Source organism: Rhizobium sp. AN5 (assembly GCF_900215255.1).
In the GTDB taxonomy this organism is placed as follows: Bacteria; Pseudomonadota; Alphaproteobacteria; order Rhizobiales; family Rhizobiaceae; genus Agrobacterium; species Agrobacterium tumefaciens.
In genome coordinates, this window is the sequence record NZ_OCMJ01000004.1 from 2,712,501 (window position 1) to 2,731,274 (window position 18,774).

General features: G+C 57.0%; 15 protein-coding genes, 1 tRNA gene, 2 rRNA genes and 1 riboswitch (1 of these 19 cut by a window edge). Of the genes, 15 read left to right on the plus strand and 3 right to left on the minus strand.

Annotated features, from left to right (window positions below):
• The 4 genes from CRP02_RS25840 to recQ all read left to right on the plus strand — a co-directional run.
• Window positions 1–1,550 (plus strand): 23S ribosomal RNA (locus CRP02_RS25840) (it extends 1,257 nt beyond the left edge of the window).
• Between the two features lie 283 nt (window positions 1,551–1,833).
• Window positions 1,834–1,948, plus strand: a 5S ribosomal RNA gene (gene rrf / locus CRP02_RS25845).
• A gap of 230 nt (window positions 1,949–2,178) precedes the next feature.
• Window positions 2,179–2,255 (plus strand) — tRNA-Met (locus CRP02_RS25850).
• Window positions 2,256–2,449: 194 nt separating this feature from the next.
• Entirely contained in the window at window positions 2,450–4,258 is a 1,809-nt protein-coding gene (gene recQ / locus CRP02_RS25855; protein ID WP_097172666.1) for a DNA helicase RecQ, read from the plus strand.
• Between the two features lie 54 nt (window positions 4,259–4,312).
• On the opposite strand, the gene CRP02_RS25860 is transcribed toward recQ, so the two are convergent.
• Entirely contained in the window at window positions 4,313–5,545 is a 1,233-nt protein-coding gene (locus tag CRP02_RS25860; RefSeq protein WP_097172667.1) for an ROK family transcriptional regulator, read from the minus strand.
• A gap of 266 nt (window positions 5,546–5,811) precedes the next feature.
• Here CRP02_RS25860 and CRP02_RS25865 point away from each other — a divergent pair, with 266 nt between their 5' ends.
• From CRP02_RS25865 to nrdF, 8 genes are all read left to right on the plus strand, one after another.
• Complete coding sequence (locus CRP02_RS25865) at window positions 5,812–6,834, plus strand: sugar ABC transporter substrate-binding protein (RefSeq protein WP_097172668.1); 1,023 nt, start codon at window positions 5,812–5,814, stop codon at window positions 6,832–6,834.
• A 223-nt stretch (window positions 6,835–7,057) separates the two neighbouring features.
• Window positions 7,058–8,140: an ABC transporter permease gene (locus CRP02_RS25870; protein ID WP_038489298.1), complete on the plus strand. Its 1,083-nt coding sequence runs from the start codon at window positions 7,058–7,060 to the stop codon at window positions 8,138–8,140.
• On the plus strand, window positions 8,140–8,922 hold the full coding sequence (locus CRP02_RS25875; RefSeq protein WP_097172669.1) for an ATP-binding cassette domain-containing protein: 783 nt from the start codon (window positions 8,140–8,142) through the stop codon (window positions 8,920–8,922). The genes CRP02_RS25870 and CRP02_RS25875 overlap by 1 nt, the downstream gene beginning before the upstream one ends.
• Window positions 8,919–9,548 (plus strand): nucleoside triphosphate hydrolase, encoded by a 630-nt coding sequence (locus CRP02_RS25880; RefSeq protein ID WP_097172670.1) that lies wholly within the window; start codon window positions 8,919–8,921, stop codon window positions 9,546–9,548. The genes CRP02_RS25875 and CRP02_RS25880 overlap by 4 nt, the downstream gene beginning before the upstream one ends.
• A gap of 132 nt (window positions 9,549–9,680) precedes the next feature.
• Window positions 9,681–9,905, plus strand: a riboswitch (cobalamin riboswitch).
• Between the two features lie 255 nt (window positions 9,906–10,160).
• Window positions 10,161–10,382 carry a glutaredoxin-like protein NrdH gene (gene nrdH, locus CRP02_RS25885; RefSeq protein WP_013635213.1) on the plus strand — a complete coding sequence of 74 codons (222 nt, stop codon included), beginning with the start codon at window positions 10,161–10,163 and terminating at the stop codon, window positions 10,380–10,382.
• 12 nt (window positions 10,383–10,394) lie between these two features.
• Window positions 10,395–10,793, plus strand: a complete 399-nt coding sequence (gene nrdI / locus CRP02_RS25890; RefSeq protein WP_003514252.1) for a class Ib ribonucleoside-diphosphate reductase assembly flavoprotein NrdI — start codon at window positions 10,395–10,397, stop codon at window positions 10,791–10,793.
• Window positions 10,781–12,970, plus strand: a complete 2,190-nt coding sequence (gene nrdE / locus CRP02_RS25895) for a class 1b ribonucleoside-diphosphate reductase subunit alpha (RefSeq protein ID WP_097172671.1) — start codon at window positions 10,781–10,783, stop codon at window positions 12,968–12,970. The genes nrdI and nrdE overlap by 13 nt, the downstream gene beginning before the upstream one ends.
• A gap of 16 nt (window positions 12,971–12,986) precedes the next feature.
• Window positions 12,987–13,961 carry a class 1b ribonucleoside-diphosphate reductase subunit beta gene (gene nrdF, locus CRP02_RS25900; RefSeq protein WP_097172672.1) on the plus strand — a complete coding sequence of 325 codons (975 nt, stop codon included), beginning with the start codon at window positions 12,987–12,989 and terminating at the stop codon, window positions 13,959–13,961.
• A gap of 28 nt (window positions 13,962–13,989) precedes the next feature.
• On the opposite strand, the gene CRP02_RS25905 is transcribed toward nrdF, so the two are convergent.
• Window positions 13,990–15,102, minus strand: a complete 1,113-nt coding sequence (locus tag CRP02_RS25905) for an alpha/beta hydrolase (protein WP_097172673.1) — start codon at window positions 15,100–15,102, stop codon at window positions 13,990–13,992.
• 156 nt (window positions 15,103–15,258) lie between these two features.
• Here CRP02_RS25905 and recF point away from each other — a divergent pair, with 156 nt between their 5' ends.
• Genes recF through CRP02_RS25920 form a run of 3 tightly spaced genes read left to right on the plus strand, consistent with a single transcriptional unit; the run spans window position 15,259 to window position 17,649 of the window.
• Window positions 15,259–16,386 carry a DNA replication/repair protein RecF gene (gene recF, locus CRP02_RS25910; protein WP_097172674.1) on the plus strand — a complete coding sequence of 376 codons (1,128 nt, stop codon included), beginning with the start codon at window positions 15,259–15,261 and terminating at the stop codon, window positions 16,384–16,386.
• Between the two features lie 22 nt (window positions 16,387–16,408).
• On the plus strand, window positions 16,409–17,176 hold the full coding sequence (locus CRP02_RS25915) for a molybdopterin-synthase adenylyltransferase MoeB (protein ID WP_019564570.1): 768 nt from the start codon (window positions 16,409–16,411) through the stop codon (window positions 17,174–17,176).
• Entirely contained in the window at window positions 17,173–17,649 is a 477-nt protein-coding gene (locus CRP02_RS25920) for a GNAT family N-acetyltransferase (RefSeq protein ID WP_097172675.1), read from the plus strand. The genes CRP02_RS25915 and CRP02_RS25920 overlap by 4 nt, the downstream gene beginning before the upstream one ends.
• Window positions 17,650–17,728: 79 nt before the next feature.
• Here the strand turns inward: CRP02_RS25920 and CRP02_RS25925 are convergent, their stop codons facing one another.
• A complete protein-coding gene (locus tag CRP02_RS25925) occupies window positions 17,729–18,733 on the minus strand; it encodes a 2-hydroxyacid dehydrogenase (protein WP_003514267.1) in 1,005 nt (334 codons plus the stop codon).
• Window positions 18,734–18,774 lie beyond the last annotated feature (41 nt).

Sequence of the window (18,774 nt, forward strand, 5' to 3'; positions counted from 1 at the left end):
TGAAGGCGGACCCGTGAGGGCTGCTGGAGATATCGGAAGTGCGAATGTTGACATGAGTAACGATAAAGGGAGTGAGAGACTCCCTCGCCGAAAGACCAAGGGTTCCTGCTTAAAGTTAATCTGAGCAGGGTTAGCCGGCCCCTAAGACGAGGCGGACACGCGTAGTCGATGGGAACCACGTTAATATTCGTGGGCCTGGTGGTAGTGACGGATCTCGTGTGTTGTACATTCTTACTGGATTGAATGTGCGGCGAAGAGGTTCCAGGAAATAGCTCCACCGTATAGACCGTACCCGAAACCGACACAGGTGGTCAGGTAGAGTATACCAAGGCGCTTGAGAGAACTATGTTGAAGGAACTCGGCAAATTGCACGCGTAACTTCGGAAGAAGCGTGACCCCATTTTACGCAAGTATGATGGGGTGGCACAGACCAGGGGGTAGCGACTGTTTATCAAAAACACAGGGCTCTGCGAAGTAGCAATACGACGTATAGGGTCTGACGCCTGCCCGGTGCTGGAAGGTTAAAGGGAGGGGTGCAAGCTCTGAACTGAAGCCCCAGTAAACGGCGGCCGTAACTATAACGGTCCTAAGGTAGCGAAATTCCTTGTCGGGTAAGTTCCGACCTGCACGAATGGCGTAACGACTTCCCCGCTGTCTCCAACATAGACTCAGTGAAATTGAATTCCCCGTGAAGATGCGGGGTTCCTGCGGTCAGACGGAAAGACCCCGTGCACCTTTACTATAGCTTTACACTGGCATTCGCCAAGGCATGTGTAGGATAGGTGGTAGGCTTTGAAGCAGGGACGCCAGTTCTTGTGGAGCCATCCTTGAAATACCACCCTTATCTTCGTGGATGTCTAACCGCGGTCCGTTATCCGGATCCGGGACAGTGTATGGTGGGTAGTTTGACTGGGGCGGTCGCCTCCGAAAGAGTAACGGAGGCGCGCGATGGTGGGCTCAGACCGGTCGGAAATCGGTCGTCGAGTGCAATGGCATAAGCCCGCCTGACTGCGAGACTGACAAGTCGAGCAGAGACGAAAGTCGGTCATAGTGATCCGGTGGTCCCGTGTGGAAGGGCCATCGCTCAACGGATAAAAGGTACGCCGGGGATAACAGGCTGATGACCCCCAAGAGTCCATATCGACGGGGTTGTTTGGCACCTCGATGTCGACTCATCGCATCCTGGGGCTGGAGCAGGTCCCAAGGGTATGGCTGTTCGCCATTTAAAGCGGTACGTGAGTTGGGTTCAGAACGTCGTGAGACAGTTCGGTCCCTATCTGCCGTGGGTGTAGGAATATTGACAGGATCTGTCCCTAGTACGAGAGGACCGGGATGGACGTATCTCTGGTGGATCTGTTGTCCTGCCAAGGGCATAGCAGAGTAGCTATATACGGAATGGATAACCGCTGAAGGCATCTAAGCGGGAAACCAACCTGAAAACGAGTGTTCCCTATCAGAGCCGTGGAAGACGACCACGTTGATAGGACGGGTGTGGAAGCATGGCAACATGTGAAGCTTACCGTTACTAATAGCTCGATCGACTTCTTCGTTCCCATTGTTCATGCTCATCAAAGATGAGCATCATCTCTTCTGTCTTCACGCTGTCGCGGCCAAGGCCGCTTCGCTGCAGACGGCGCGCCGTCAGGGTATTTTGCCAAGGCAAAAACCCGAGGCGACGGACTAGCGTCCTGTATGGCTGCCAAACTCAACCTTGAGCAAGGCAGGCAAACGGACCAGTCAAAGAAAGACGTGTTAAATTAAATGAAGCGCAAGCTTCCCAGCTTCTCGAAACAACACTCATGTGAAAACATGAACTGTGTTGCGTTTTGCCGACCTGGTGGTTATCGCGGGGCGGCTGCACCCGTTCCCATTCCGAACACGGCCGTGAAACGCCCCAGCGCCAATGGTACTCCGTCTCAAGACGCGGGAGAGTAGGTCGCTGCCAGGTCTGCAAAACGCAACGAATATCTTCTCAACCACACTCTTCGGCCCAGCCGACACAAAGGGCCGCTATCAAAGCGGCCTTTATGCATTGCGGACCATAAAAATATAAGGAAAACGCCTTGTGCGTCCCCTAAAGGAGACAAATCGCCTTCGGCAATTTGCTCCGAAACAGATCCGTCTTCGCTAAAGCAAAGACGGAAGCGCGACATTCGGCAGAGCCGAATGCGATGGTAACGCGGGGTGGAGCAGCCCGGTAGCTCGTCAGGCTCATAACCTGAAGGCCGCAGGTTCAAATCCTGCCCCCGCAACCAATATTCCAAAAATCCCTGGCATCAGCCGCATGGGTTTCCTTTTGGAAATACCTCAAATAACCTCCAAAGCAATATAAGTCTGCATTGTCCACAATTGGCGCTCTTTTTTCTGCGACTGATTCTGCCTTTCTGCGTTGCGATAGCCCCTGATTTGGCCATGATGCGCAAACCGTCCAGCTCATAAGAAAGCCAACGTGATCACCGACCCCTTGCAGATTCTCAAGACCGTCTATGGCTACGATACGTTTCGTGGACAGCAGGCCGAAATCATCCGGCATGTGATGGCTGGCAACAATGCTTTTGTGTTGATGCCAACAGGGGGCGGGAAGTCGCTTTGTTACCAGATTCCGGCGCTTGCCCGTAAGGGAATGGGGCTGGTTGTTTCGCCCTTGATCGCGCTGATGGTCGATCAGGTCGCCGCCCTGCGTCAGGCAGGTGTGCGGGCAGAAGCTCTCAACTCCGATCTTTCCCCAGAAGAGCGGCGGGAACTCTGGCAGGATATGCGGGCTGGCAAGGTCGATATTCTCTATGCCGCGCCCGAGACCCTTCTCAAGCCGGATGTTCTGGATGCGCTTCAACCTATCAGCCTGTCGCTGATCGCCATCGACGAAGCTCATTGCCTGTCGCAGTGGGGGCACGATTTCCGTCCCCCTTACCGCCAGCTAGACACGTTGATCGAGCGCTTTCCGGATACGCCACGCATGGCGCTGACGGCGACTGCGGACGAGCCAACCCGCGCCGAAATTCTGGGTCATCTGGGGATCAACGGAAGCGACGCCTTCATAGCCGGATTCGACCGGCCAAATATCCGCTATTTAATCAGGGAAAAGGATAATCCACGTACGCAGCTGAAGCGCTTCCTGACGGGTCGCGAGGACGAAAACGGCATCGTCTATTGCCTTTCCAAGCGCAAGGTCGATGAGACGGCGGCCTGGCTGCGTGAGGAGGGGCGCGATGCGCTGCCCTATCACGCCGGCATGGACAAGGCCGCCCGGGAGGCGAACCAGACCCACTTCCAGCATGGTGAAGCGGTCATCATGGTTGCAACCGTGGCTTTCGGCATGGGCATCGACAAACCGGATGTGCGCTTCGTCGTGCATATCGATCTGCCCAGCAGCATCGAAGCCTATTATCAGGAAACCGGCCGTGCCGGCCGTGATGGTCTGCCGTCCGACGTGCTTATGCTTTACGGTTATGAAGACATCGCATTGCGCAACCGCTTTATCGAAGAGTCGGATGCGGGCGACCAGCGCAAAAACATGGAGCGTCGGAAGCTCGATGCGTTGCTTGGCCTCGCGGAAACGGCCGGTTGCCGCCGGCGGGTGCTTTTGTCTTACTTCGGCGACCATTGCGAGCCCTGCGGCAATTGCGACACCTGTGCGGAACCGCCGGACCTGTTTGACGGGGCGATTGCCGCACAGAAATTGCTGTCCTGCATTTACCGCACCGGAGAACGTTTCGGCCAAGCCTATGTCATCCGCGTATTGCTGGGCATGGAAGATGAACGGATATCGAGCTTCGGTCACGATCGGATCACGACCTACGGCATCGGCAAAGAGCACGACAATCGCACCTGGCGGGCCATCCTGCGCCAGATGGTTGCGTTACGCCTGATCGAGGTTGATCTGGCCGGTCACGGGGGATTGTCCATTTCCGAAGAGGGGAGGCGGTTCCTACGCGAAAAGCCGTCCCTGATGTTGAGGATACCGTCCGCTCCCCGTTCGGCGCGACAACAGACGACTCGCAAGCCCGCCGCCACTGTTTTACCAGAGGCCGATCGCAGTCTCTTTGAGGCGCTGCGTGCGAAGCGCATGGAAATTGCCCGCGCACAGAACGTTCCGCCCTATGTGATTTTTCATGACAAGACACTCATTGAGCTTGCGGCAGCAAGACCGGCCTCTGCGGGAGAAATGGCGCAGATACCCGGAGTGGGAGACACAAAGCTGGAACGATACGGCCCTGCTTTTCTGGCGGCGATCATGGAACATGCCGCCAGCGAGTGACCATTTGAATCCGGCAAAGAGTCCCGCCAGGAAATTTCGGTAGGGCCTGAAACCTCAGCCTGTCGTGTCCTTGAACAGAACGTTCTGGTCAATGAGATAACGGGAAAACAGGGGCAGGCTCGCTCCCCCGATGGCCCGGGCCTGGCTGCCGACCGCTCCCTCGATGATCTCCGGCAGCGTAACACCCTGAAGATCGTGATGTTTGAGGGCAAGCCGGGTAGCGGAGACTATTCTTGCTCTGACCCAATCCGGAAAACCGCCATCGATGATAACGCTGGAAAAATCGATGATGGAGGCTGCAGCGATGACGGCTTGCGCAAGGGCCGCGGCCGTTTTTCCGATCCAGCTTTCCAGCGGCTCGCCGAAATCGATCCACTCGTCCGGCGAGAACCACAGGGGACGTGAATCGATGCCGCGTTCGCGCAGCATGTTTTCCAGAACGAAGATGGAGGCGATTTTCAGAAGCTGGACCGTGTTGCCGTCCTGCCCCTGAACCGGCAAAGGGCCGATTGCACCGGCGGTGCCCGTCTTTCCGGAAAACAGTGCGGAATTTAAAACGACACCGCCACCGATGAAGGATCCGATGAAGATATAGAGAAAATCGGGGTAGTTCTGGCCTGCACCAAAGACCAGTTCTGCACCGCAGGCACTGGTCGCATCGTTCTGCAGGAAAACCGGATAGCTGACGCCATCCGCAATTTCGGAACGGATATCGACGTCGCGCCAGCGCTCCATCTCATTCTGCGGCGCGCCCACCTCCTGCGCCCAGTTCCACAATTCGAACGGCGCGGCAATGCCGACACCGGCAATTTTTTGCCGTTCGGTCGGAGAGAGCTCGGATTCGAGTTCCGTGATACCCTCGATGACGAATGGCAAAATCCATTCCGGCATAGGATAGGGGTAAGTTCTGCGGAGCTTCAGCTTGATCCGGCCGACGAAATCCATCAGTACCAGATCGACGCTGCGCCGGCCGATTTTCACGCCAAACGAGAAGACGGCATCGGGATTGAGGCGCATCGGCGTCGAAGGCTGCCCGACTTTGCCGCGCAGTCTTTCGCCACGAATAAGAAGACCGTCACTTTCGAGCGAGCGCATGATGACCGAGACGGTCTGCGCCGAGAGACCGCAAAGCCTGGATATTTCGGCTTTCGACAAGCCGCCGTGGCGGCGAACCAGCGACAGCACAAGCCGCTCGTTATAGGCACGCACCCCGATCTGGTTGGCGCCGCCGCTCATATCCATGTTGGTGGACGGCGCGGGCGGCGCCGTCTCGACAGATTGTCTCATAGTATCATCCTCCCGCCCGCCATATCCGCCGCGACCGATACATGCAGGCTTTATGGCAATCTTGCTATCGCAACGTTAAACGACGCGGCGATATTCCTCCCTGCCGCTTGTTAGAATGCCATACGGAATTAATAATTCAATCGGATTTATTTATTGACAGCCGTTTCCTTTGGTGGTTCCATCTGTGTCAACGGTCGCTGTTCTCGGAGGAGACGAGATCGTCGGGTAACCGTCACGGTACTCAAACATTCAATGGGAGGATTACAATGAAGACGACTGTTTTCGCTCTTCTGGGCGCGCTTGCGCTCGGCGTTTCTTTCGCGTCCGTCGCGTCCGCCGCCGATACTTCGGTTTGCCTGATTACCAAAACCGACACCAATCCCTTTTTCGTCAAGATGAAGGAAGGCGCCACCGCAAAGGCTAAAGAACTTGGCGTGACGCTGAAGTCCTATGCCGGCAAGATCGATGGCGATTCCGAAAGCCAGGTTGCCGCGATCGAAACATGCATTGCCGATGGCTCCAAGGGTATCCTGATTACCGCATCGGACACCAAGGGCATCGTTCCGGCCGTGCAGAAGGCGCGAGATGCCGGTCTTCTGGTCATCGCCCTCGATACGCCTCTCGAACCCGTTGATGCCGCTGACTCCACTTTCGCTACCGACAATCTTCTGGCCGGCGAGCTGATCGGCAAATGGGCTGCTGGCACACTCGGCGACAAGGCCAAGGATGCGAAAATTGCCTTCCTCAACCTCACGCCTTCCCAGCCAACCGTTGACGTTTTGCGCAACCAGGGCTTCATGAAGGGCTTCGGCATCGACGTGAAGGACATCAACAAGATTGGTGATGAAGACGACAAGCGTATCGTTGGTCATGATGTTACCAACGGTAACGAAGAAGGCGGCCGCTCTGCGATGGAAAATCTGCTGCAGAAGGATCCGACCATCAACGTCGTTCACACCATCAACGAACCTGCAGCTGCCGGTGCTTACGAAGCGCTGAAAGCCGTCGGCCGCGAAAAGGATGTTCTGATCGTTTCCGTCGATGGCGGTTGCCCTGGCGTCAAGAACGTCGCGGAAGGCGTGATCGGCGCAACGTCTCAGCAATACCCGCTGCTGATGGCGGCACTCGGCGTCGAAGCCGTCAAGAAGTTTGCCGATACCGGTGAAAAGCCGAAGCCAACGGCAGGCAAGAACTTCTTCGACACCGGCGTAACGCTGGTAACCGACAAGCCGGTCAAGGGTCTCGATTCGATCGATACCAAGGAAGGCCTGAAGAAGTGCTGGGGCTGATACTTCACCGTTGAAATCGGCTGGGGGCAATTTGCCCCCGCCCTTGAACCGGAATGGTTAAAAAGAACGATCTGGGTGATCGGACAGGAACAAACGAGCGCGCCCGGCGTCCGTGGACGTAACTGAGGCACGCTTCTCAACAGTTTGAATCTACGCATTGTCCCCTCTGGAGAATAATCCCGGGTTCGGGGCTGATGTGATGGAGCGATCGGGAGGAAAATCCATGAGCGATCAGCCAGTGCGGGCTCAACCGCATAATGAATTTGAAAAAGTGCTGTCGGGAAGTTCGACCCAGGTCGCTGCTTTCGATACGCACAACAAGAGTTTGCTTGAAAAATTCCAGCACTTTCTGCATTCCAGCCCGGCAGCCGTACCGCTGATCGTTCTGGTGTTGTCGCTGGCTGTCTTCGGCATGACCCTGGGCGGCAAGTTTTTCTCGGCCTTTTCGCTGACCCTTATCCTTCAGCAGGTGGCAATCGTCGGCATCGTCGGCGCGGCACAGTCGCTAGTCATTCTGACAGCAGGTATCGATCTTTCGGTCGGTGCGATCATGGTTCTGTCCTCCGTCGTCATGGGACAGTTTACGTTCCGCTATGGTTTGCCTGCCGAACTCTCGATTATCTGCGGTCTCGCAGTCGGCGCATTTTGTGGCTTTATCAATGGCGTGCTGGTTTCGCGCATGCGGCTGCCGCCCTTCATCGTCACACTCGGCATGTGGCAGATCGTATTGGCCACCAATTTCCTCTATTCGGCCAACGAAACGATCCGCTCACAGGATATCGTCCAACAGGCGCCCATTCTCCAGTTTTTTGGCAACAATATCCGCATCGGCAGCGCCGTCTTCACCTATGGCGTCATTGCCATGGTTCTGCTCGTTGCCCTGCTCTGGTATGTGCTGAATCGCACCGCCTGGGGTCGACATCTCTATGCAGTTGGCGATGATCCTGACGCAGCCGAACTTGCCGGCGTTAACGTCAAGCGCATGCTGACGACCGTCTACACACTTTCCGGGCTTATCTGCGCCTTCGCGGGCTGGGCTCTCATCGGCCGCATCGGCTCGGTATCGCCGACCGCCGGTCAGTTCGCCAACATCGAATCCATCACCGCAGTGGTCATCGGCGGCATATCGCTGTTTGGCGGACGCGGCTCGATCATGGGCATGATCTTCGGCGCGCTGATCGTCGGTGTCTTCTCTCTCGGCTTGCGACTTATCGGAACAGACCCACAATGGACCTATCTGTTGATCGGCGTCCTTATCATCTTGGCTGTCGCAATCGACCAGTGGATCAGAAAGGTAGCAGGCTGATGACAAAAGAACCTATCCTCACAGCACGCAATCTCGTTAAACGCTACGGTCGTGTGACTGCGCTCGACAATGCCGATTTTGACCTTTATCCGGGCGAAATCCTCGCCGTCATCGGTGATAACGGCGCTGGAAAATCCTCTCTCATCAAGGCGATTTCCGGTGCGGTAACACCTGACGAAGGGGAGATCAGGCTGGAAGGCAAGCCGGTACAGTTCCGCTCGCCGATCGAGGCGCGCAAGGCTGGTATCGAAACCGTTTATCAGAACCTTGCGCTGTCTCCCGCATTGTCCATAGCCGACAATATGTTTCTCGGCCGTGAAATCCGTAAACCCGGTATTCAGGGAAGCCTGTTCAGGGCACTGGACCGTCCGGCGATGGAAAAGTTTGCCCGTGAGAAACTCTCTGAACTCGGCCTGATGACGATCCAGAACATCAATCAGGCGGTGGAAACCCTCTCCGGCGGCCAGCGCCAGGGTGTTGCGGTGGCGCGTGCAGCAGCCTTCGGCTCCAAGGTCGTCATCCTTGACGAACCGACGGCGGCGCTCGGCGTCAAGGAAAGCCGCCGCGTTCTCGAACTCATTCTGGATGTGCGCTCGCGAGGGCTACCGATCGTTCTCATCTCGCATAACATGCCGCATGTTTTCGAGGTTGCTGACCGGATTCATATTCATCGGCTGGGCAAGCGTTTATGCGTCATCAATCCGAAGGACTATACCATGTCCGACGCTGTCGCCTTCATGACGGGCGCCAAGGAAGCGCCAAAGGAAACGCTGGCCGCATGACGCTGAAGCTTGAAACGATCGTCGAAGACGTTCTTCGGCGGGCAGAGGATAAATCTCGTTTTATCATTGCCATTGCCGGTCCCCCTGGGGCCGGCAAATCCACGCTGGCGGATGCCCTGTGCGGTGCCCTGGTGGCGGGCGGCGAGGCTGCGGCTGTCCTGCCCATGGACGGCTTCCATATGGATAACGGTATTCTCGATGAACGGGGGCTCTTGCCGCGAAAAGGCGCACCGGAAACCTTCGACGTGCGCGGCTTTCTTGATGTCGTCTCCGCAGTTCGTCAGGGCGGGCAGGAAGTTCTTGTCCCGGTTTTTGACCGCTCCCGCGAAATAGCCATTGCCTCCGCTCGCGCCATCGCGCCCGAGACACGCTTCATCCTTGCCGAAGGCAACTATCTGCTGTTGAACGAGGCGCCGTGGACGAAGCTTTCCGGCAGCTTCGATCTTACCATCTTCGTAGGCCCATCCGTTGCGGTGCTCGAGGAACGCCTGCGGGATAGATGGCAGGGCTATGGTCTCGACGCGACTGAGATTCACGCCAAACTTTTCGAAAACGATCTTCCCAACGGAAAGCGGATAATCGAGAACTCCCGCCCCGCCGATATTCGCATCGATATCTGGGAATAAACCCGCCGCTTCCGTCCGTAGGCGGCATCGAACATTTACCGTTAAGCCTTTGTTGACCATGTGTTGAATCTTTTTGATCCACAGGGTGGGGCTTTGGCATGTCTAATTATTGACGAAAAAAATTCCTCATATACTATATGTGGTGTTCAAGGTTCTTTCGATTCGCAAGCGTCGGGAGCTAAGACGGGAATTCGGTGCGCAACACCATTATGGTGAAGCAATGCCGAAACTGCCCCCGCAACTGTAAGCGGTGAGCATCGTTCCGATTTGAGCCACTGGAGCTAAAAGCTCCGGGAAGGTGGGAATGGATGTTTTGACCCGCAAGTCAGGAGACCTGCCTTGAGCGAAAACGTCCACGGGCGGGGTGTCCGGAAGGAAGGTGTATGACGCAAATGAATTGCGTGCGCCCTTTTCTGCCCCCTCCAGAACAAGCTTCGGGGTGAAGTCATGCCAGTGCATTTTTATGAGTTTCTACGCTCGTCGGCGTAGACAGCGATCTTACGCGGCCTAAGCCGCGCGCCTCGCCAGAATGACAGAACCATCGCCACCCGCTTTCGATTGCAGGCGGGCAATGTTGAGCCGTGCGTAAAGGCGGCTTCGAAAGAGGAAACAATGACCGTCACCGTTTACAGCAAACCCGCCTGCGTCCAGTGCACTGCCACCTATCGTGCGCTTGACCGCATCGGCGTCAGCTACGAGATCGTCGATATCTCCGAAGATGCGGATGCCCTCGATCGCGTTCGCGGCCTCGGTTACATGCAGGTTCCCGTGGTTGTTGCCGGCGAACGCCATTGGGCGGGTTTCCGTCCGGACATGATTGGCTCGATCAGCTGAGGAGGCGGTGCGATGGGGCTGATCGTCTATTATTCCAGCCGGTCTGAGAACACTCATCGCTTCCTTCAGAAACTGGGGCGACGATTGCTTCGCCTGCCGCTCGGCGCCGAGGAAGACGTTCCTCACGTGTCGGAGCCCTATGTTCTCGTCACCCCCACCTATGGGGGCGGCGGCATGAAAGGAGCGGTACCGAAACCGGTTATCCGGTTTTTGAACGAGCCCTCAAACCGAAATCTCATTCGCGGCGTCATCGCGGCGGGAAATACGAATTTTGGCGCAGCTTTCGCATCCGCCGGAGATATCGTGTCGCGTAAATGCGCGGTGCCGTTTCTCTACCGCTTCGAGCTTCTCGGCACGGAGGAAGATGTCGCCAACGTCAATCATGGATTGGAACGATTTTGGACACGCTGACCTCGAGCGCGGTGCGCAACACGGATGCCAAACAACAAGTAACCGCCGCGCAGAAACACCTGGACGCGGGACTGGACTATCACGCGCTGAACGCGATGCTGAACCTTTACGATGAAAACGGGAAGATCCAGCTCGACAAGGACCGCCTTGCGGCACGGCAATATTTCCTCCAGCACGTCAACCAGAACACGGTGTTTTTCCATAATCTCAGGGAAAAGCTCGATTATCTCGTGACCGAGGGATATTACGAACAGGAGGTGCTGGACCAGTATTCCTTCAATTTCGTCCGTGACCTCTACGACGAGGCCTATGCCAGAAAGTTCCGTTTTCCGACATTTCTCGGCGCCTTCAAATATTATACGTCCTATACGCTGAAGACCTTCGACGGGAAGCGTTACCTGGAGCGTTATGAGGACCGCGTCTGCATGGTGGCGCTGGCTCTGGCGCGTGGCGACGAACAGCTTGCCCGCGATCTGATGGATGAAATCATTTCCGGCCGCTTCCAGCCGGCAACCCCGACCTTTCTCAACGCCGGCAAGAAAAGCCGCGGTGAACTGGTTTCGTGTTTTCTGCTGCGTGTGGAAGACAATATGGAAAGCATCGGCCGGTCCATCAATTCAGCATTGCAGCTTTCCAAGCGTGGCGGTGGCGTAGCACTGTCCTTGACCAATATTCGCGAAGCCGGCGCGCCGATAAAACAGATCGAAAACCAGTCCTCCGGCGTCATTCCCGTCATGAAGCTGCTGGAAGATTCGTTCTCCTACGCCAACCAGCTTGGCGCGCGCCAGGGCGCTGGCGCGGTTTATCTGCATGCCCACCACCCGGACATCATGCGTTTCCTCGATACGAAACGTGAAAACGCCGACGAAAAAATCCGCATCAAGACCCTTTCGCTCGGCGTGGTGATCCCTGATATTACCTTCGAACTCGCGAGAAACAACGAGGATATGTACCTGTTCTCGCCCTATGATGTTGAGCGTGTTTATGGCGTACCGTTTACCGAGATTTCCGTCAGCGAAAAATATCAGGAAATGGTCGCCGACAGCCGCATCCGCAAGAAGAAGATCAAGGCCCGCGAGTTCTTCCAGGTCATCGCAGAAATCCAGTGCGAAAGCGGTTACCCCTACATCATGTTCGAGGATACGGTTAACCGCGCCAATCCGATCGCCGGCCGCATCAGCATGAGCAATCTCTGCTCGGAAATCCTGCAGGTCAGCGAGGCGAGCGAGTTCAACGACGATCTCTCTTACAGCCATATGGGCAAGGATATTTCCTGCAATCTCGGCTCGCTCAACATTGCTTCAGCAATGGATTCGGCTGATTTCGGCAAGACGATCGAAACCTCCATCCGGGCGCTGACGGCTGTTTCTGACATGAGCCACATCTCATCTGTCCCTTCCGTCGAAAAGGGCAATGATGCGAGCCACGCCATCGGGCTTGGTCAGATGAACCTGCATGGCTATCTGGCGCGCGAGCGCATCTTCTACGGCTCGGAAGAAGGCATCGATTTCACCAATATCTATTTCTACACGGTGACCTATCACGCCATCCGCGCCAGCAATCGCCTTGCCGCGGAAAGGGGCCAGAGCTTCAAGGGCTTTGAAAACTCCAAATATGCCTCGGGCGATTACTTCGATAAATATACCGACCGGGAATGGCTGCCCGCGACGGAAAAGGTCAGCGATCTCTTTGAGAAAGCCGGCATTTCCATTCCGACACAGGAGGACTGGAAAGCGTTGAAGCAGGCCGTCATGGAGACCGGCCTCTATAACCAGAACCTTCAGGCCGTGCCGCCCACTGGCTCGATCTCCTACATCAACCACTCGACGTCCTCGATCCATCCCATCGTCTCGAAGATTGAAATTCGCAAGGAAGGCAAGATCGGCCGCGTTTATTACCCGGCTTCTTATCTTTCGAACGATAATCTCGAATATTATCAGGATGCCTACGAAATCGGTCCGGAAAAGATCATCGACACCTATGCAGCGGCCACCCAGCACGTCGATCAGGGTCTGTCGCTGACGCTGTTCTTCCGCGATACGGCGACGACGCGCGATATCAACCGGGCGCAGATCTACGCCTGGAAAAAAGGCATCAAGACCATCTATTACATCCGTTTGCGCCAGATGGCGCTGGAAGGCACGCAGGTTCAGGGCTGCGTATCCTGCACGCTCTGACTTGAGGGACAAGACAATGAACATTGCCGTAAAACCCGCGTCCCGTATTCGCGCGGTCAACTGGAACCGCATCGAGGATGACAAGGATCTCGAAGTCTGGAATCGCCTGACATCGAATTTCTGGCTACCGGAAAAGGTGCCACTCTCCAACGATATCCCGTCCTGGGGAACGCTGAAGCCGGAAGAGCAGACCCTGACGATCCGCGTCTTCACCGGGCTGACATTGCTGGACACGATCCAGAACGGCGTCGGCGCCGTGCGCCTGATGGCGGATTCGGCGACGCCGCATGAGGAGGCGGTGCTTTCCAACATCTCCTTCATGGAGGCGGTCCACGCCCGCTCCTATTCCTCGATCTTCTCGACGCTCTGCTCCACGCCTGACGTCGATGACGCCTATCGCTGGTCGGAGGAGAACGAATTCCTGCAACGCAAATCCGCGCTCATCATGCGCGAATATGATAGCGGAAATCCGTTGAAAATGAAGGTCGCCAGCGTGTTTCTGGAGAGCTTCCTGTTCTATTCCGGCTTCTACCTGCCGATGTTCTGGTCAAGCCGCGCCAAGCTTACCAACACGGCCGATTTGATCCGTCTCATCATTCGCGATGAGGCCGTGCATGGCTATTACATCGGCTACAAGTTCCAGCGCGCGCTCGAACGTCTGGGCGAAGCGGAAAAACAGGAGATCAAGGATTTCGCCTTCGATCTTTTGCTCGAACTTTACGACAACGAGGCGAAATATACCCAAGACCTCTATGACGGCGTTGGCCTGACGGAGGACGTCAAGCAGTTCCTGCATTACAACGCCAACAAGGCCTTGATGAATCTGGGTTACGAGGCGCTGTTTCCGCCCGAGGCCTGCCGGGTCAATCCGGCGATCCTCTCGGCGCTGTCTCCTAATGCCGACGAGAACCACGACTTCTTCTCCGGCTCCGGCTCTTCCTATGTCATCGGCAAGGCGGTCGCCACCGAAGACGAAGACTGGGATTTCTGAACCGGTTGTCGCCAAGAACCCGCAAAAGTTATTGCGGGTTCACGACCTGGCTCGCAAGCCGGAAGGGGCTGGATACTGTTGCTCCGATAGCATCGAACACAAAGGCACCCGCGCGGCCTATGCCGTTTTCGCCGTTGCCGTTCCGGCTCGCCTCCAGTTGTGGCACCAGCGACGCGAGTGCCGCATAGCGGTCGTGGTTGAGCGGATCCGACGCCTTGAGGTTGGAGATGTCAACGAACTGAACGCCCTCTTTCAGGGCGGCTTCCTGCACTTGAGGATCGGTCACATCCAGCGCACCGATGCGGGTTACGTCGGCCCCGAGGATGGAGGAAGCCTTCAGGGCGCGGTCGTCCTTGGAGACGAGAACGGTAAGCGGCGGATTGAGCCTTCCCACCACCTCGATCTGCTTGCGGAAAACATCGGCGTCGATATCCGGCGCGGCCAGCACCACCTGTAGTTTGGAAAGCACATCGTTCCTGCCTTCGAAGCGCAATTGTCGCAGCGCTTCCATGACCAGCCAGCCGCCCATGCTGTGACCGAACACGACAATGCTTTTTCGCGGTGTCTGCCTGGTAAGGTCGGACAGCACCATGGCCAGCGCGTCTCGCGAATAGGTCGCTGATTCCTTGTCGGCCACGTAACCGGTGACGCTCGCCTGAGACGGCCAGGAAAAGACCAGCGGCACACCATCCATATTGGCATCGGCTGCCATTTGCGCCGCACGGAACAAGGCTTCCTGATAGCTGTAATTATAGCCATGCACAAAAAGGGCGATCTGCTTGCCAGAGCGGGTGACGTCGCCAAGATCGGAATTGAAACGCGTTTTCGTCAGCATATCGGCTTTGGTGACGACAAAATCCTTGCTCGGGTTCGGCTTACCTTTGGACCATTCGATATTTCCGCTTTTATGGCTGGGAGGAATGGAAATGTCGAAGCGCGCATAATTCAGCTCAGCCGCCCGCCCAGCGCTAAAGCCCTTTTTGGCCTCGTTGTTTTTCTCCCGCGTGCTCGCCACATAGGCTGTCACGATTTTCGTATCGGTGGTCTTGGTGTTTATGGCCTGCAACACATCCGCCCCCGGTCTGCCCGCGCAGGATGAAAGAAGGCTGAAAGCGAGGAGGAGCGAAAAAATCAGGCGCATGGATGGGGTTACCGATAATGAGGGACCACGCATAAATAACCGGCCGCTTAAAAAGTTGCTACTGGAGACTGGATTGCGGTCTGGTGGCATTGTGTTCAATGCGAACGACGCATTCCCCACCTTGCTATCCAGCTATGTTCGTTTTAGGCCGTACAGATGACGAATAAGGTGTCGCTTTTACGGCTAAAACTCACGGACTTCCGCAACTATGCGGCGGCGTCGCTTGCGCTGGATGACCGCCACGTGGTGCTGACGGGCGACAACGGTTCCGGCAAGACCAATCTCCTGGAGGCCGTTTCGTTTCTTTCGCCCGGAAGGGGCCTGCGCCGCGCCACCCTGTCCGATGTGACGCGAGTGGGGGCGGAGGCCGCCGGTTTTTCGATTTTTGCGGATGTCGACGGCATGGACGGCGAGGTCGCAATTGGAACCGGGATCGAGGGTGACGGCGATGTGGTGTCGCGCCGCCTGAGGCTGAACGGAACATCGGTGAAGTCGGTCGATGAATTGACGGATCATCTGCGGGTGCTGTGGCTAACGCCTGCCATGGATGGGCTTTTTACCGGTTCATCCTCGGATCGCCGGCGTTTTCTCGATCGGTTGGTGCTCTCGCTCGATCCCGCCCATGGACGGCGGGCAAGCGACTTCGAAAAGGCCATGCGCGGCCGCAACCGTCTGCTTTCGGAAGGCCGTTTCGATCCGGTCTGGCTGGACGGTATCGAGAAGCAGATGGCGGAACTCGGTATTTCCATGGCGCTCGCGCGCTATGAAATGTTGGGTCTTTTGAAGAGCCTCATCGAAGGCCGTTTCGGCAATGCTGCCTTCCCCTCGGCGGCGCTGGCGCTCTCGGGTTTCATGGACGACACGCTCAACCGGCCGGCTGTCGATCTGGAAGACGAGTATAGGCTTATGCTGCGCGAAGGCCGGTATCGAGACGCGGCGGCAGGCCGCACGCTTGATGGGCCACACCGTGTCGATCTGTTCGTGCGCCATGCGGAAAAGAACATGGAGGCAGAGCGTTGCTCGACCGGAGAACAGAAGGCGCTGCTGGTGGGATTGGTGCTTGCGCATGCCCAGCTCACCGCCAATATGACCGGCCATGCGCCGGTTCTGCTGCTCGACGAAATTGCCGCGCACTTGGATGAGGGCAGGCGGGCGGCTCTGTTCGATCTCATTCACGCGCTCGGTGGTCAGAGTTTCATGACCGGAACGGATGCGGCAATGTTCTCCGCTCTTGGCGACAGGGCGCAATTCTTCAATGTTTCCCACGGGGGCATCACGGCATGACGGCGAAAAAATGGAGTGCGACATGGACCCGCTGAGCCCGGACGAAATCGAACGCTACAAGCGCCATATTCTTCTGCCGGAAATCGGCGGTGCCGGGCAGCAGCGTCTGAAGGCGGCGAGGGTGCTGGTGATCGGGGCTGGTGGCCTTGGCGCGCCTGTCCTTCATTATCTTGCTGCAGCCGGTGTCGGCACGCTTGGCCTGATCGATGACGACGTGGTCTCCCTGTCCAATCTCCAGCGGCAGGTGATCCACGATACCGGCACGATCGGTGAGCTGAAAACGGCAAGCGCCCGCGCAGCCATCGCCCGGCTCAACCCGCATGTGCGTACCCTTGTTTTTGAGGAGCGTTTTTCGCAGGTCTGGGCGCACACCCATCTGCCATCATTCGATCTCCTTATCGACGGCTCTGATAATTTCGACACACGTTATGCCGCTGCCGATGCCGCAGAGGCTGCTAAAAGGCCACTGGTAACGGGCGCTGTCGGTCGTTTCGATGGTTCGGTAACGGTGCTGAAACCCTATGAGGCGGGTGCCGATGGTAATCTGCTGCCGGGGTATCGCGATCTGTTTCCGGAGCCACCGCCGCAGGGGCTTATTCCCAATTGCGCGGAAACGGGCATCGTCGGTGCTTTGACCGGCGTGATCGGCACGATCATGGCCATGGAGGCCATCAAGGTGATCACCGCTGCCGGCGAGCCATTGGTCGGCCGCCTGCTTCTCTATGACGCCCTGTCGGCCCGCTTCGAAACCGTGCGTTACAAGCGCCGCCCTGCTGGAAAAAAAACATGACCGAGATCACAAGGATTGGCGAAGAATTCAAGCGCTGGCAGGAGCTGCTTGCGCTTATCATGTCGTCCTTCGCCTATATGGACGGCGTCATCGACCCACCATCGTCGGCTCACCGTCTGACGCTCGAAAATCTCGCAGAGAAGGCGAGGGCGGAGACCGCTTTCGTGGCGCTGGATGGTGATGAGATTGTTGGCTGCCTGTTTTGCCGGCCGGAACCACCGTCCTGCCTTTACGTCGGCAAGCTGTGCGTATCCCTGAAAGCGCAGGGCAAAGGCATCGGCAAAATGCTTCTGGAACGGGCCGAAGCATTGGCCCGCGAATTGGCGTTACCGGCGCTGCGGCTGGAAACGCGCATTGAGCTTGTCGGCAATCAAGCGAAATTCGCCGCCTGGGGTTTCATCAAAACCGCTGAAAACGCCCATGCGGGTTACGACCGCACGACCTCGGTTGAAATGACGAAATTCCTCGGCTGAGACGGCTCACTTTTTGATCCGCTTAAAAGCCTGCTTTTCCCTCCCATCTGACGATCAGACACGGCTTGTCTGAACCGGTTCAGTTCCGCCCCGGCAGCACCCGGTTCGGCGGTCGGTGTCCGTCGAAAAGCGTGCGGATGTTGATGATGACCTTGTCACCCATCTCGATGCGTCCCTCGATCGTTGCCGAGCCCATATGGGGAAGCAGCACGACCTTGCCTTCTCTCGCGAGCTTGATGAGCTTGGGATTGATTGCGGGCTCGTTCTCGTAGACATCAAGACCGGCGCCGGCGATCTTTCCATCGCGCAGGCACTGGATCATTGCCGCCTCATCGATGATATCGCCGCGCGCCGTATTGACGATGTAGCTTGTCGGCTGCATCAGCGCGAGCCGTCGTGCCGAGATCAGGTGATAGGTCGCAGGTGTGGAGGGGCAATTGACGGAAACGATATCCACCCGCGCCAGCATCTGGTCGAGGCTATCCCAATAGGTCGCCTCAAGCTCCGCTTCCGTCGCCGGGTTGACGCGTTTGCGGTTGTGATAGTGAATGGAGAGGCCGAAAGCCTTGGCGCGCCGCGCAACTGCCGTACCGATGCGGCCCATGCCGACAATGCCGATGCGTTTGCCGGAAATGCGCCGTCCCAGCATCCAGGTCGGCGACCAGCCCAGCCATTCGTCGGCGCCATTGGCAAGCACGCGCGTGCCTTCGATCAGGCGGCGCGGCACGGCCAGCACCAGCGCCATGGTGATATCGGCGCTGTCTTCGGTCAGCACATTGGGCGTGTTGGTCACGGTGATGCCCTTTCGGGCGGCCGCGTCCACATCCACATGGTCTATGCCGTTGGAGAAGCTGGCGATCAGTTTCAGTTGCGGCCCCGCTTTCTCGATCATGGCGGCGGTGATGCGGTCCGTGACTGTTGGCACCAGAACGTCGACCCGCTGCATGGCGGCCACAAGCTCTTCCTCGCGGCGCTGCGTATCGTCGATATTCAGTTCGGCATCGAAGAGTTCCCGCATTCTGGTTTCGACGACGTCAGGCAATTTGCGGGTGATATAGACTGTCGGTCTCTTCTTGTGGGTCATCGTTTGCCGCTGCCTTGTTCAGAAGTCATTAACCAGAAAGA